This window comes from Agromyces sp. PvR057 (assembly GCF_040547485.1).
Lineage (GTDB): Bacteria > Actinomycetota > Actinomycetes > Actinomycetales > Microbacteriaceae > Agromyces.
The window spans coordinates 675,561-688,960 of sequence record NZ_JBEPPT010000001.1 but is presented as its reverse complement, the minus strand read 5'-3'; the positions used below and the strand labels follow the sequence as shown (position 1 = coordinate 688,960).

Annotated in this window: 10 protein-coding genes; 1 reads left to right on the top strand and 9 read right to left on the bottom strand. The window is 71.2% G+C overall.

All coding sequences use genetic code 11. The features are described from left to right. Positions 1-73: 73 nt before the first annotated feature. From ABIC29_RS03035 to ABIC29_RS03020, 4 genes are all read right to left on the bottom strand, one after another. Positions 74-1,903, bottom strand: a complete 1,830-nt coding sequence (locus ABIC29_RS03035) for a glycoside hydrolase family 35 protein (RefSeq protein ID WP_354242620.1) — start codon at positions 1,901-1,903, stop codon at positions 74-76. Between the two features lie 110 nt (positions 1,904-2,013). Continuing rightward, positions 2,014-3,360 (bottom strand): ABC transporter substrate-binding protein, encoded by a 1,347-nt coding sequence (locus ABIC29_RS03030; RefSeq protein ID WP_354242617.1) that lies wholly within the window; start codon positions 3,358-3,360, stop codon positions 2,014-2,016. Positions 3,361-3,478: 118 nt separating this feature from the next. Next, complete coding sequence (locus tag ABIC29_RS03025; protein WP_235480876.1) at positions 3,479-4,288, bottom strand: carbohydrate ABC transporter permease; 810 nt, start codon at positions 4,286-4,288, stop codon at positions 3,479-3,481. 137 nt (positions 4,289-4,425) lie between these two features. Further along, positions 4,426-5,394, bottom strand: a complete 969-nt coding sequence (locus ABIC29_RS03020) for a carbohydrate ABC transporter permease (RefSeq protein ID WP_116080784.1) — start codon at positions 5,392-5,394, stop codon at positions 4,426-4,428. A 110-nt stretch (positions 5,395-5,504) separates the two neighbouring features. Between ABIC29_RS03020 and ABIC29_RS03015 the strand changes: the two genes are divergently transcribed. Beyond that, the gene (locus ABIC29_RS03015; RefSeq protein ID WP_354242614.1) at positions 5,505-6,539 is read left to right on the top strand and encodes a LacI family DNA-binding transcriptional regulator; all 1,035 of its coding nucleotides are present in this window, start codon (positions 5,505-5,507) and stop codon (positions 6,537-6,539) included. Positions 6,540-6,629: 90 nt separating this feature from the next. On the opposite strand, the gene ABIC29_RS03010 is transcribed toward ABIC29_RS03015, so the two are convergent. Genes ABIC29_RS03010 through ABIC29_RS02990 form a run of 5 tightly spaced genes read right to left on the bottom strand, consistent with a single transcriptional unit; the run spans position 6,630 to position 13,296 of the window. Next, positions 6,630-8,105, bottom strand: coding sequence for an amidase (locus ABIC29_RS03010; RefSeq protein WP_354242611.1), 1,476 nt, complete (start codon positions 8,103-8,105; stop codon positions 6,630-6,632). Further along, positions 8,102-9,808 (bottom strand): nickel ABC transporter ATP-binding protein NikE, encoded by a 1,707-nt coding sequence (gene nikE, locus ABIC29_RS03005; RefSeq protein ID WP_354242608.1) that lies wholly within the window; start codon positions 9,806-9,808, stop codon positions 8,102-8,104. The genes ABIC29_RS03010 and nikE overlap by 4 nt, the downstream gene beginning before the upstream one ends. Further along, positions 9,805-10,668 carry an ABC transporter permease gene (locus ABIC29_RS03000; RefSeq protein ID WP_116080781.1) on the bottom strand — a complete coding sequence of 288 codons (864 nt, stop codon included), beginning with the start codon at positions 10,666-10,668 and terminating at the stop codon, positions 9,805-9,807. Before ABIC29_RS03000 ends, nikE begins: the two co-directional genes overlap by 4 nt. Further along, the gene (locus ABIC29_RS02995; protein ID WP_116080780.1) at positions 10,665-11,624 is read right to left on the bottom strand and encodes an ABC transporter permease; all 960 of its coding nucleotides are present in this window, start codon (positions 11,622-11,624) and stop codon (positions 10,665-10,667) included. The genes ABIC29_RS03000 and ABIC29_RS02995 overlap by 4 nt, the downstream gene beginning before the upstream one ends. 34 nt (positions 11,625-11,658) lie before the next feature. Beyond that, positions 11,659-13,296 carry an ABC transporter substrate-binding protein gene (locus ABIC29_RS02990; protein ID WP_354242604.1) on the bottom strand — a complete coding sequence of 546 codons (1,638 nt, stop codon included), beginning with the start codon at positions 13,294-13,296 and terminating at the stop codon, positions 11,659-11,661. Between the last annotated feature and the right edge of the window lie 104 nt (positions 13,297-13,400).

Below are 13,400 nucleotides of genomic sequence, written 5' to 3'. Positions count from 1 at the left end.
GTCCTGAAAAGGTGGCCCGGCGGGCGAATGGTGGCCCGGCAGGCGGTGGCGCCGTGCAGGTCGGGGTGGCGGGCTAGATCTCGGTGTGGCCGAGGCGGGGCGCGGCGAGCGTGCGCACCGCGGACTCGGCGAAGCCCTCGAACTCGAGCACCACGACCTCGTTCGCCCCCGCCCGCGTCACGGGCGCCGGCACGATGAGCGTGCGCTGCGGTCCGCGGCGCCAGTAGCGGCCGAGCAGGAACCCGTTGACCCAGACGAGGCCCTTGCCCCAGTGCAGGGTGTCGAGGAACAGGTCGGCGGGCTCGGCGAGGTCGAGCACGGCGTGCGCGAACGCGGGTCCGGCGACGCCCGTCGTGGTGTCGCCCACCGCCTGGGGCGCGACGGGCCATGCGGCGAACGCGGGCACGCGATCGAGGTCGAGGGGGCGAACCCGCCATCCGGTGAGCGCGACGCCGTCGAGCGCGACGCCGCCGATGAGCCCCTTGTGCTCGCCGAGGCGGGGGCCGTAGTCGACGCGCCCCTGGTCCTCGACGAGGATCGTGAGCTCGCCGCGCGTGCGCGGCAGCGCGATCGAGCGTTCGTGCGCATCGCGCGACATGACGCCGACGGGCACGCCGTCGAGCAGCACCCACGCGCGGTCGCGCACCTCCTCGCCGACGGTGAGCACGCCGGGGCCGTCGGTCTCGCCGGGGCCGCCCGTCTCGTCCGTCGCGCCGCTCGCGCCCGTCCTGCCGAGGGTCGTCGCGAACAGCGCGATCCCGCGGTCGTGCCCGAGCTCGTCGAAGGTCGGCACCTGCTCGTGCACGGCCTCCTCGCCGAGCGCGTCGGCCGCCTCGAGCAGCGACGGCCCGATCGCGAGCGGCGCCTCGAGCACGGGCGCCGGCGCCGCGGCATCCGGAACCTCGTCGGGGACGGGCGCGTAGCGCGAGATGACCTCGCGGAACGCCCAGAACTTCTCGGTCGGATGCCCCGCCTCGTCGAGGGGGGCGTCGTAGTCGTAACTCGTCGTGATCGGGGCGTAGCGACCCTTGTCGTTCGCCCCGTTCGTGAGCCCGAAGTTCGTGCCGCCGTGGAACATGTAGATGTTCACCGAGCCGCCGGCGGCGAGCAGCAGGTCGAGTTCATGGGCGGATGCCGCGGCATCCGTCGTGTGGTGGTGCGAGCCCCAGTCGTCGAACCATCCGCACCAGAACTCCATGCAGACGAGCGGTCCGGTCGGCTGGAACTCGCGGAGGGTCTCGAGGCGTTCGAGCGTGCGCGAGCCGAACGAGCCGGTGAGGTGCAGGCCGGGCAGGCTGCCGGCGGCGAGCATCTGCGGGGTCGGCTGGTCGATCGTCGTGAGCGGCACCGTGACGCCCGCCTCGCGCGTGAGGTCGACGAGGTGCTCGAGGTACGCCTTGTCGTCGCCGTAGGCGCCGTACTCGTTCTCGATCTGCACGAGGATCACCGAGCCGCCCGCGTCGATCTGGCGGGGCACGACGATCTCGTACACGTTGCGCAGGTACTCGCCGACGGCGTCGAGGTAGCGCGGCTCGGAGCGGCGGATGCCGACCTCGCGGTCGCGGAACAGCCAGGCGGGCAGTCCGCCGTTGTCCCACTCCGCGCAGATGTACGGACCCGGGCGCACGATCGCGTGCATGCCCTCGGCCGCGACGAGGTCGAGGAACCGACCGAGGTCGAGGCCGTCGGAGGTGTGCCACTCGCCCCGGTGCGGCGCGTGCCGGTTCCACGCGACGTACGTCTCGATCGTGTTCAGCCCCATCAGGCGCGCCTTGCGGATGCGGTCCGCCCAGAGGTCGGGATGCACGCGGAAGTAGTGCAGCGCGCCCGAGAGCACCCGGAACGGCCGTCCGTCGAGCTCGAAGTCGGTCTCGCCGATCGCGAAGCGGCTCTGAGGGGTCACGGGGCATCCGTTCTGGATCTGGCCGGGCGGTGCCGGCGGCGGTGGTGCGATGGTGCTGCGGAGACGGTCGGGGCCGGCCGGCGGTGCGCCGGCCGACCCCGCCCGACCGGCTACTTGTTGACGCTGAAGCCCTGCTCGTTGCCGTAGTCGACGAGCTGGTCCTGCCACGCGGCGAGGCCGTCGTTCAGGTCGGCGTTGTTGGCGTACGACTGGCCGACGGTGTCGCCGAAGATGCTGTTCGCGTACACCTGGTAGGGCAGGTACGACCACCCGGTCGAGACGTCCTTCGAGGCCTGCGTCAGCACCTCGTTGATCTTCTGGCCGCCGAAGTAGTCCGACTCCAGGTTCACGAAGTCGGGGTTCTCGAGGTCGGCCGTGGTCGCCGGGAAGCCGCCGCTCGAGAGGAAGACCTCGATCGACGCCGGGTCGGAGTTCAGCCAGCGCAGGAACGCGGCGGCGAGCGCCGGGTTCTCGGACTGCGTGGTGACCGACTGGCCGCCGCCGCCGTTCTCGGCGGTCACGGGCGTGCCGTCGTACGTCGGGATCGGGGCCACGCGCCAGTCGCCCGCGGCATCCGGAACGCTCGACTCGAGCACGCCGGGCATCCAGGCGCCGGTCACGAGCGTCGCGATCGAGCCGTCGCCGAGGCCCTGGTACCACTCGTCGGTCCAGCCGGGCGTGGTCGAGAGCAGCTTGCCCTCGACGAGCTCGTTCCAGACGCCGGTCCACTTCTGCGTGCCCTCGTCGGCGAGGTCGACGGTGATGTCGGTGCCGTCGATGCCGAACGGGCGTCCGCCGGCCTGCCAGATCATGCTCGTGGTGAAGCCCGCGTCGCCGGTGTCGGCGGTGATGAACTTCGTGGGGTCGGCGGCGTTCAGGTCCTTCGCGGCCTGCACGTACTCGTCCCACGTGGTCGGCACGGCGATGCCGAACTGGTCGAAGACGCTCGCGTTGTAGAACATGGCCATGGGGCCCGAGTCCTGCGGCAGGCCGACGAGCTTGCCGTCGACGTTCACGGCACCCCACGTCGAGGCGCTGTACTGGTCCTCGAGGTCGCCGAGCCCGTAGGAGCTGAGGTCGACGAGCGAGTCGGAGAGCGCGAACTGCGGAATGGCGTAGTACTCGATCTGCACGACGTCGGGAGCGCCCGAGCCGGCCTTGATCGCGTTCTGCAGCTTGGTGTACTCCTCGGTGTTCGTGCCCGCGTTGACGAGCTCGACGTCGACGTTGGGGTACGCGTCCGCGAACGCGGCGACCTGCGCCTCTGCGCTGGGGGTCCAGCTCCAGTAGGTGAGCTTGCCGCCCTTCTCGAGCGCGGCGTCGAGGTCGGAGGCGGATCCGGATGCGGCGCCGGACGAGCCGCCGTCGGTTCCGGAGCAGGCTGCGAGCGTGCCGATGAGGGCCGCGGCTGCGACGACCGAGAGGGTCCGCCTGACGGCGGAGCGAGCGATGCTCATGGTGGTTCCCTTCACTTCGTTGTGTCTTCGTTGTGTGCCATGTGGTTCCGGGGCAGGACGCTCCGGATGAGCGGATGGTGCGTGGTGGGGTGGTGCGACGTCGCGCAGTGCCGCTCGGTCACTGCTTGACGCTTCCGGCGCTGAGCCCCGACTGCCAGAACCGCTGGAGGCCGAGGAACGCGACGACGATGGGGACGATCGTGAGCAGCGAGCCCGTGATCACCAGGTTGTAGATGGGCTGGGCGCTGACACCGGTGGCCTGCGCGCTCCACTGGTTGAGGCCCACGGTGAGCGGGTACCAGGTGGGATCGCTCAGCATGATCAGCGGCAGGAAGTAGTTGTTCCACGTCGCGACGACCGTGAACAGCAGGACCGTGACGATGCCGGGCGCCAGGAGGCGGATCGAGATCGTGAAGAACGTGCGGAACTCCCCCGCGCCGTCCATGCGGGCGGCCTCGAGCAGCTCGGTGGGCACCGAGTCGACCGCGTACACCCAGATCAGGTAGAGGCCGAACGGGCTGATGAGCGACGGGATGATGATCGCCCACGGCGTGTTCGTGAGGCCCAGCTGGCTGAACATGAGGAAGGTCGGCACCGCGAGCGCCGTGCCGGGAACCGCGATCGCGCCGAGCACCACGGCGAACACCGCCTTGCGGCCCGTGAACCGGAACTTCGCCAGGCCGTAGCCCGCGAGCGTCGCCAGCAGCGTCGCGCCGCCCGCGCCGACCACGACGTAGAGCAGCGTGTTGCCGAACCAGCGGAGGAAGATGCCGTCCTTGTAGGTCAGGGTCTCCCAGATGTTCTGGAACAGCACGAAGTCGTCGTCGAACCAGAGCCCGAAGCTCGAGAACAGGCCGGCCTGCGTCTTCGTGGCATTGATCACGAGCCACACCAGCGGCACGAGGCTGTAGATCACGAAGATGCCCATGAGCAGCGTGAAGGCGACCGACTTGCGCGGGCGCAGCGGGGAGGAGTACTTCGGGCGGTAGCCGCCGCGCCGACGGGAACGGGAGCCGCCGCGGCCGCCCGCGGCATCCGTCGTGGTCATGACCTCGGTCATCGTGCTCATCGCTCTTCCTTCCGCGAGCCGCGCAGCTGCACGACGTAGGCGATCACGGCGGTGAACACGCCCATGACGATCGCGACGGTGGCCGACGCGTTGTACTGCTGGCCGGCGAACGAGAGGTTGTAGGCGTACATGTTCGGCGTGAAGTACGTGGTGATGATGTTGGGCGCGAGGGTGCGCAGGATGTTCGGCTCGTTGAACAGCTGGAAGCTGCCGATGATCGAGAAGATCGTCGCGATCACGATCGCGCCGCGCAGGGCCGGCAGCTTGATGCCCGTCACGACGCGCATCGGACCGGCGCCGTCGAGCTCGGCGGCCTCGTAGAGGTCGGTCGGGATGACCTTGAGCGCCGAGTAGAAGATCAGCATGTTGTAGCCGACGAACTCCCAGGTGACGATGTTGCCGATGGAGACGAGGATCCACTCGCGGGCGAAGGGCGTGAGCACGGTCGAGCCGAGCCAGTCGTTGATGTTCGCCGCGAGCCCGAAGTTGTCGCCGTAGATGAAGCCCCACATGAGCACGGCCACGACCGCGGGCACCGCGTAGGGCAGGAAGATCGCGATGCGGAAGAAGCCCGACGCGTGCAGGCGGGCGCTGTCGATGGCGAGGGCCGCGACGAGCGCGAGGCCGAGCATCACGGGCACCTGCACGAGCAGGAACAGCGTGACGCGACCGAAGCCCTCCCAGAACTGCGGGTCGACGAACAGCTCGAGGTAGTTCTCGAAGCCGACGAAGGCATTGCCGCCGACGAGCTGCTCGCGATAGAGGCTGAGGTAGATCGAGTACGCGACCGGCGCGATGAAGACGAGCAGGAACACGACGAGGAACGGCGCCACGAAGGCGAGGCCCTTCCACTCGCTGCGGGTGCGGCCGCGGGTGCCGCGGCGGCGGCCTTCGCCGCGACGGCGGGGGTCGGATGTGGTAGCGGCGCCGGAGGGCGGAACCACAGCTGGGGACGTCGTTGTCATCGGATCTTCCAATCAGAGAGATGTTGACGTCAACATCTCGCGAGGACACCGTAGCATGTTGACGTGAACATGCGCCACTCTCCAAGATGGCAGTACCGAAGGAGCCGCACATGACGACCACCACCGGCCGGGCACCGGCGCCTGGGCGCCGCAGAGGACCGTCGATGGCCGACGTCGCGCGCGAGGCCAACGTCTCGGGCCAGACCGTCTCACGCGTGTCGAACGGACGCGACAACGTCGACGCCGTCACCCGCGACCGGGTGCTCGCCGCGATGACCAAGCTCGGCTACCGCCCGAACAGCGCAGCCCGCGCCCTGCGAACCGGCCGGTTCCGCAGCATCGGCGTGATCATGTTCACCCTCTCGAGCTTCGGCAACATGCGCACGCTCGACGCCATCACGACCGCCGCGAGCGACGCCGGCTACTCGCTCACGCTCATCCCGGTGCCGCACCCGACCAAGGGCGAGATCTCGGTCGCCTTCGATCGCCTCGCGGATGCCGCGGTCGACGGCGTGATCCTCATCGTCGAGGCGCACCTGCTCGACGAGTCCGACGTCGAGCTGCCCGACGGGCTGCCCGTGGTCATCGTCGACGCCTCGGGCGACGAGCGGTTCCCGGGCGTCGACACCGATCAGGCGCACGGCGCCCGCCTCGCCGTGCAGCACCTGCTCGACCTCGGGCACGAGAGCGTCTGGCACGTCGCCGGCCCCGAGCGCTCCTACTCGGCGACGAGCCGCCGCGAGGCCTGGGCAGCGACGCTCGCCGAGCACGGCGCCACGGCGCCCCCCGTGCTCGAGGGCGACTGGTCGACCGAGTCGGGCTACGAGCTCGGACTCGAACTCGCCGCGAACCCCGCCGTGACCGCCGTGTTCGCCGCGAACGACCAGATGGCGCTCGGAGTGCTGCGAGCCATGCACGAGACCGGGCGGCAGGTGCCGGGCGACGTGAGCGTCGTCGGGTTCGACGACATGTCCGAGTCGAGCAGCTTCTGGCCGCCGCTGACGACCGTGCACCAGTTCTTCGGCGAGGTCGGCCGCCGCTCGGTCGAGGCGCTGCTGCGCGAGGTCGAGGTCGGCGAGCGGCGCGGCAACTCCGTCGTCGACGTCGAACTCGTCGTGCGCCAGAGCACCGCGCCGCCGCGCTGAGTCGCACCGCCGGCCATCGCGCCGCCCGTTGGCGGGCCGCCCCTTGGCGGGCCGCCCCTTGGCGGGCAGCCCCTTGGCGGGCAGCCCGGGTCAGCGCGGGTCGACGGGGGTGAGCACGCCGAGCGCCGCCTCGACGTCGCGCGCCGCGGCCAGGGCGATGTGATCGCCGTTCATCGGGCCGATCAGCTGCACGCCCGTCGGAAGGCCCTCGTCGTCGAGGCCGGCGGGCACGGCGACCGACGGCAGGCCGAGGAAGTTCACGGCGACGAGCAGGCGGTGGTCGCGCCAGAGTTCGGTCGTCGAGGCGGGGCCCGAGAGATCCACGCCGATGCGCGGCATCCGCCTCGTCGAGACCGGTCCGAGCACGATCGGGTGCTCCGCCTGGAACCTCGCCCATGCGGCGGCGACCACCACGCGCTGCGCCCAGGCGCCGCCGTACTCATCGCCCGACTCGAGCACGTGCGTCTCGGCGGCGTTGTCGAGGAAGTACTGCGTCGCGCCGTCGCTGAGCGGCGCGGGCAGGCCGCCGGGGCGGAACGCGCCGACCATCTCGGTGACCGACAGCTGGCGCCACATCACGGCGGCGTCCTCGAGCATGGGCGGCTCGGCGTCGACGACCTCCCAGCCCGCCGCGGCGAGCGCGGTCGCCGCACGCTCGATCGCCTCGGCGACCTGCGGCTCGACGCCCCAGCCGAGCGGGTCGCGAACGACCGCGACCCGGCGCACGCCGTCGTAGGCCGACGGATGCGGCACGGTCGCCACGAGCGGGTCGCGGCCGTCGGCGCCGTGCATGAGCGAGAACGCGAGGTCGAGGTCGTCGACATGCCTCGCGATCGGCCCGTTCACGGCGAACATCTGCAACGAGAGCGGCAGCGGCTCGACGACGGCCGACGGTGCGGGCACCCGGCCGGCCGATGGCCGCAGCGCGCAGACACCCGCGGCGTACGCGGGCAGTCGCAGCGATCCGCCGTAGTCGTTGCCGAGTCCGATCGCGGCCATGCCCGTCGCGACCGCGACCGCTTCGCCGCCGCTCGAACCGCCCGGCACCCGCTCGGGGTCCCACGGGTTGTTCGTGCGGCCGAAGAGGTCGTTGACGGTGTCCCAGCGCAGCCCGAAGTCGGGCATGTTGCCGCGCGCGATCGGAATCGCGTCGGCCGCGAGCAGGCGGTCGACGAGCGTCGCGTTCTCGGCCGGGACCGCCCCCGCGAGGAAGGTCCAGCCCTGCGTCGACGCCGACCAGGTGAGGTCGATGTTCTCCTTCACGCTGATCGGCACGCCGGCGAGCGGGCCGACCTCCTCGCCCGCGGCGATGCGCTCGTCGATCGCCGCGGCGAGCTCGCGGGCGCGATCGGCGAACACGACGGTGGCCGCGCCGACCGCGGGGTTCACGGCGTCGATGCGCGAGAGGTGCGCCTCGATGACGGCGGTGGCGGTGAGCTCGCCCGAACGCACGCGCCTGGCGATCTCTCGCGCGCCAAGCGTCCAGGGCTCGGGCGCCGGCACCGGCGAGGCCGAGGCCTCGGCGTCCGGCTCGGTCGCGGGCTCGCGGAACTGGGATTCGGTCACGGGGTTCCTCCTCGGGGAATGGCGGTCGTCGATGTGGCGACACTGGGCAGGGCACCGGTTCGGGCGGGGCGCCGGCGTCGCGGCACCCATCCCTCGCGGGGAATCGAGTCGAGCAGCATCCTCGTGTAGTCGGCGGCGGGACGGTCGAGCACGTCGGCGATCGGCCCCTGCTCGACGATGACGCCCGACCGCATGACGACGACCTCGTCGCACAAGCGTCGCACGGTGTTCAGGTCGTGCGAGATCATGAGCAGCGCGACCCCGGTCGTGCGGCGGATGCCGTCGAGCAGCGTCAGCACCTCGACCTGGGTCGTGACGTCCAGCGCCGAGACCGCCTCGTCGAGCACGAGGATCTCGGGCTCGGCGGCGAGCGATCTGGCGATGGTGACGCGCTGTCGCTGTCCGCCGGAGAGGGCGCGTGGATGCCGGTCGGCGAGCGCCGCATCGAGTGCGACGCTCGCGAGCAGCTCGTCGACCCTGGCCGTCTGCTCGGGTCGGCCGGCTCTCGGCCGGTGCAGGGCGACGGCCTCGGTGAGGCATTCGCGCACGGTCTGGCGCGGATCCAGCGACTGGTACGGGTCCTGGAACACCATCTGCGCGATGCGGGCACGTCGTCGGCGTCCGCGTGCACCGCGCGCAGGGCGCGTCCAGTCCTCGCCCTTGACGGTGACCGAACCGGTATCCGCCGACTCGAGCCCGCAGATGATGCGCGCGGTCGTGGACTTGCCCGAGCCGCTCTCGCCGACGATGCCGAGCGAGCCGCCGGGGGCGAGGTCGAATCCGACGCCGTCGACGGCGACGAACTCGTCGTGTCCGAAGCCCTTCGCGGCGCGCACCCGGAAGGTCTTGCGCAGGCCCTCGACCCGGAGGATCGGCTCGGCGGGGGCTTCGGAGGGGCGTGCGGCCTCGCCGGGCAGCGACGCCGACAGCAGCCGGATCGTGTACGGGTCGCGGGCCCGCTCTCGCATGCTCGCCGCGGGCAGCGTCTCGACGGTGCGCCCCTGGTTCATCACGACGACGCGATCGCAGACCGCGCCGGCGAGCGGCAGGTCGTGCGTGATGAACAGCATCGCGAGGTCGCGGTGCCGGCGCAGGTCGGCGATGACCGCCATGACCTCCTCCTGCGTCGTGACGTCGAGGGCCGTCGTGATCTCGTCGGCCAGCAGGATGCGCGGGTCCATCGCGAGCGTCGCGGCGATCATGACGCGCTGCAGCAGCCCGCCCGAGAGGTCGCCGGGGCGCTGGCGCATGCGCCGCGAGGGATCGGGCACCCCGACCTCGTCGAGCAGGTCGATCGCGCGCCCGGCCGCGGCATCCGCTCGCTCGCCCGCGACCGAGACGAGCGCCTCGGTCATGAAGTCGCCGATCGTGCGGAAGGGGTTGAGGTGGGCTCGCGGCGTCTGGAACACCATGCCGAGGCGTCGGGCCCGCACATCGCGGAGCCGCGCCGCGGGCAGGAGCGACACGTCCTCGCCGTCGATCCGGATCGTGCCGCCGACCGTGAATCCCTCGGGGAGCAATCCCGCGACGGCGCGGGTCGAGAGGGTCTTGCCTGAGCCGGACTCCCCCACCAGGCCGACCGCCTCGCCCGCGTGCACCGTCAGCGACGCGTCGTGCACGAGCGTGCGCGCACCGGCCGCGGGCGACGTGGTGATCGACACGCGATCCAGTTCGAGCACGATCCCGCTCAGCGCCTCGGTCATCGTTCGCCTCCTTCGGACCATGCGGTCACCCGGGCGCCCAGCACGTTGACGGCGAGCACGGTCAGCACGACGAACAGCGCCGGGAACACCGACTGCTCCGGTGCGCCGGCGATGAGCGCGGGCTGGCCGCCCGCGATCATGACGCCCCAGTCGGATGCCGGCGGCTGGGCGCCGAGCCCGAGGAACGAGATCGCGGCGAGGTCGAGCATCGCGTACCCGAACCCGATGGTCGTCTGCGCGAAGAGCGCAGGGAGCAGCGCCGGCACGAGGTGCCGGAAGCAGATCGCCGCGGAGCCGACGCCTTGGATGCGCAGGGCCGCCATGTACGGCTTGCCGAGCTCCGCCCTGGCGCCGGCCCTGATGAGCCGCGCGACGATCGGGAGGTAGGCGATCGCGAGCGCGAGGGTCGGCGCGAGCAGGCCCTTGCCGAACATCGCGACCGCGAGCACGGCGAGCACGAGACCCGGGATCGCGAAGATCAGCTCGATCACGCGGGACGCGATGCCGTCGACCGCACCGCCGAACCATGCGGCGGAGATGCCGAGCGCGGCGCCTGTGAGGCTCGAGACGGCGACCACGATCACCGGCCCGATGACGCTGGGCGCGGTGCCGGCGAGCAGCCGGGAGAGGATGTCGCGGCCGAGGTCGTCGGTGCCGAAGGGATGTTCCAGGCTCGGCGGCGCCGAGACGGGCCCGACGTAGATCGCGTTCGGATCGTACGGCGCGAGCGCCTGGCCGAAGACGGCCATCACGGCGACGCCGACCACCACGATGACGGCGGCGATGACGAGCGGGTCGCGCGTGGCGGCCCGGCGCACGACGGCCGCGACCCGGCCGCCGGCGAGTTGTGCGACGCTCATGCGTTCCTCCTGGGCTTTGCGCTGTCGGGGTCGATGACGGCGATCGCGATGTCGGCGACCGCGTTCAGCACGACGAAGACGACCACGAGCAGCAGTGAGATGACCTGCACCACGGGGAGGTCCTTCCGGGCCGCGGCCTCGGTGAGCAGCGACCCGAGCCCGCCGATGCCGAAGGCCTGTTCGGCGATCGCCGAGGTGGCGAAGAGCCCTGCGACCGTCACGCCCGAGACCGCGAGGATCTGCGGCGAGGCGTTCAGGAAGACGTGCCGACGGAAGACCTGCGAGCGGGGGATGCCGCGGACCCGCGCCGTGTCGACGTGCTCGGAGTGCAGCTGGCCGACGACCGCGCCCCTCGTGATGCGGCTGAAGAACGCGATGTAGAGCACCGCGAGCGAGATCGCCGGCAGGGTCAGGTGGTAGAGGTTGTCGAGGAGGCCCTCGCCCGCACCGTAGACGGGGAACCATCCGAGGACCCTCGCGAACACCCAGATCAGCAGGATCGAGACGACGAACGTGGGCATCGCCATGCCGATCGAGGTGCCGATGAGCACGGCGCGATCCGCCCTCGGTCCCCGGGTCGCGGCGAACACCCCCGACCCGATGCCGAAGATCGCGATGAGCACGGCCGTGTAGAGCACGAGCATCACGGTCACGCCGATGCGGGGCGCGATGAGCGCGCCGACATCCGTCTTGTAGACGAACGACGTGCCGAGGTCGCCCGTGAGCACCCCGCCGACCCAGTGCAGGTACTGCTGCCAGACCGGGTCGTCGAGGTGGTGCTGCGCACGGATCGCCTCGACGAGCTCGGGGGTGGGGCGGATGCCGCCGGCGAGCGCCGAGACCGGGTCGCCCGGCGTGAGCAGCACGGCCGAGAAGATGACGACGCTGGCCAGGAACAGGGTGAGCGCGAGCTCGCCGAGCTTGCCGGCGAGGGTGCGCACGACTCCCGCGTTCATGTGGTGCCTCCGATCCCGGCCGGCGTCGCGGTGCTCATTCGCTGCCGAGGTGCAGCGCCCAGGGGCTGCTGTAGACCGCGACCGAGGTGGTGACACCCGTGAGCCCGTCCTGCAGGAACGTCGTCTGGTACGCCGAGGCGAGCGTCACCTGCAGCTGGTCGGGTGCGAAGATCTCCTGCGCGGCGATGAACGCATCCGCGGATGCCGCGGGGTCGAGCGTCGTGCGCGCGGTCTGCAGGTCGGCGGTCACCTCGTCGTTCGAGTAGCCGCTCCAGTTGAAGAAGCCGCCGAGTTCGGCGGGCAGCAGGAACTGCTGGGCGTAGCCGAGCACGCCAGGGGCGTCGAGGTAGCCGACGGTCGCGACGAAGTCGATGGACTCGCGTGCCGCCGGGTCGAAGAAGATCTGCGAGAAGTCGGAGGGCTGGCGCTCGTCGATCTCGATCGTGAGGCCGATCTGCGCTCCCGCGCTCTGGATGATGGCGGCGGTCTGCGAGAGCTCCTTCGCGCCGGCCGGGATCGCGACGACGAGCGGCGTCGTCGTGTCGACGCCCGACTCCTCGACGAGCTGCTTCGCCTGCTCGAGGTCGAGGTCGGGTGCCGGGATCGCGTCGTAGGCGGCCGTGTACTGGTCGGCGGCCTCCATTCCGGCCCATGCGAACGGCGGGGTGAACGTCGACTGGGGTTCGCCGAGCCCGTGCAGCACGGTCGTGATGAACTGCTCGCGGTCGATCGCGAGGCTGAGCGCCTGGCGAATGCGCGGATCCGCGCCTGCGCCGGTCGACTTCGTCGGGCCGAACGAGTACGACGCGGTCGACGGCCCGAGCACGAGGCGACCGCTGTCGGAGCCGGCGAAGTTGTCCCGGCTGGCGGGCGGCACGTTGAAGGCGCCGTCGACCTCGCCCGCCAGCAGGGCGTTGGCGAGCGTCGCACCGTCGGTGATGAAGGTGTACGTCAGGGTGTCGACGAGCGGCGCGCCGCCCCAATAGTCGGGGTTCGCGCTCGTGACGATCTCGGTGCCCGGCGTCCACTCGTCGAACACGTACGGGCCCGTGCACATGACGCCGCCCGAGGAGGTGCCGAACGCGTCGCCGGCCTGCTCGACGAACGCCTTGCTGAGCACGGCGCCCGCCGCCCCCGCGATCGCATCGCGGAACGTGGAATCCGGTGCGGTGAAGTGCACGGTGACCTGATGGTCGCCGGTGACCTCGATCGACTCGACGAGCACGAAGGCCGAGAACCAGGCCGAGGTCTCGGCGCGGTTGCGCTCGAGGCTGAATGCGACGTCGTCGGCCGTGAGCGACGTGCCGTCCCAGAAGGTCACGTCGTCACGCAGGTCGATGACGAAGGTCACGGGGTCGGCCCAGTCGGCGCTCGTCGCGACGCCGGGACCGACCGAGAAGTCCGGGCTGATCGTCAGCAGGTTCTCGCAGAGGTTCGGGATCGCCAGGCTGTAGTCGCCCGCCGGGTCGAGCGTCGACGGCTCGCCCTCGACGAGGGCCCAGGTGACCTCGTCGACCTCGCCGGTCGCCGCGGGCAGCGACGAGACGAGCTTCGAGGTGTCGACGGGCTCCGACGTGACCGGCGACGTGTCGGCTCGACCCGTGCATCCGCTCAGGAACACCAGGGCTGCGACGGCGCCGGCGGCGGCCGCGGTGATGCGTGTGACTCTCATGACGGGTCCTTTCGTGCTGCTGTGGGGGTGGCGGTGCAGTGCGTCGGCGGTGCGCCTCGGCGGTGGAGCGTCAGGTGATGCGATCGGTGGGATGGGCGGATGTC

Coding starts and splice junctions, on each gene's coding strand:
- ABIC29_RS03030 (WP_354242617.1), bottom strand. CDS start 3,360: ATGAGCATCGCTCGCTCCGCCGTCAGGCGGACCCTCTCGGTCGTCGCA.
- ABIC29_RS03025 (WP_235480876.1), bottom strand. CDS start 4,288: ATGGGCATCTTCGTGATCTACAGCCTCGTGCCGCTGGTGTGGCTCGTG.
- ABIC29_RS03020 (WP_116080784.1), bottom strand. CDS start 5,394: ATGACAACGACGTCCCCAGCTGTGGTTCCGCCCTCCGGCGCCGCTACC.
- ABIC29_RS03015 (WP_354242614.1), top strand. CDS start 5,505: ATGACGACCACCACCGGCCGGGCACCGGCGCCTGGGCGCCGCAGAGGA.
- nikE (WP_354242608.1), bottom strand. CDS start 9,808: ATGACCGAGGCGCTGAGCGGGATCGTGCTCGAACTGGATCGCGTGTCG.
- ABIC29_RS03000 (WP_116080781.1), bottom strand. CDS start 10,668: ATGAGCGTCGCACAACTCGCCGGCGGCCGGGTCGCGGCCGTCGTGCGC.
- ABIC29_RS02995 (WP_116080780.1), bottom strand. CDS start 11,624: ATGAACGCGGGAGTCGTGCGCACCCTCGCCGGCAAGCTCGGCGAGCTC.
- ABIC29_RS02990 (WP_354242604.1), bottom strand. CDS start 13,296: ATGAGAGTCACACGCATCACCGCGGCCGCCGCCGGCGCCGTCGCAGCC.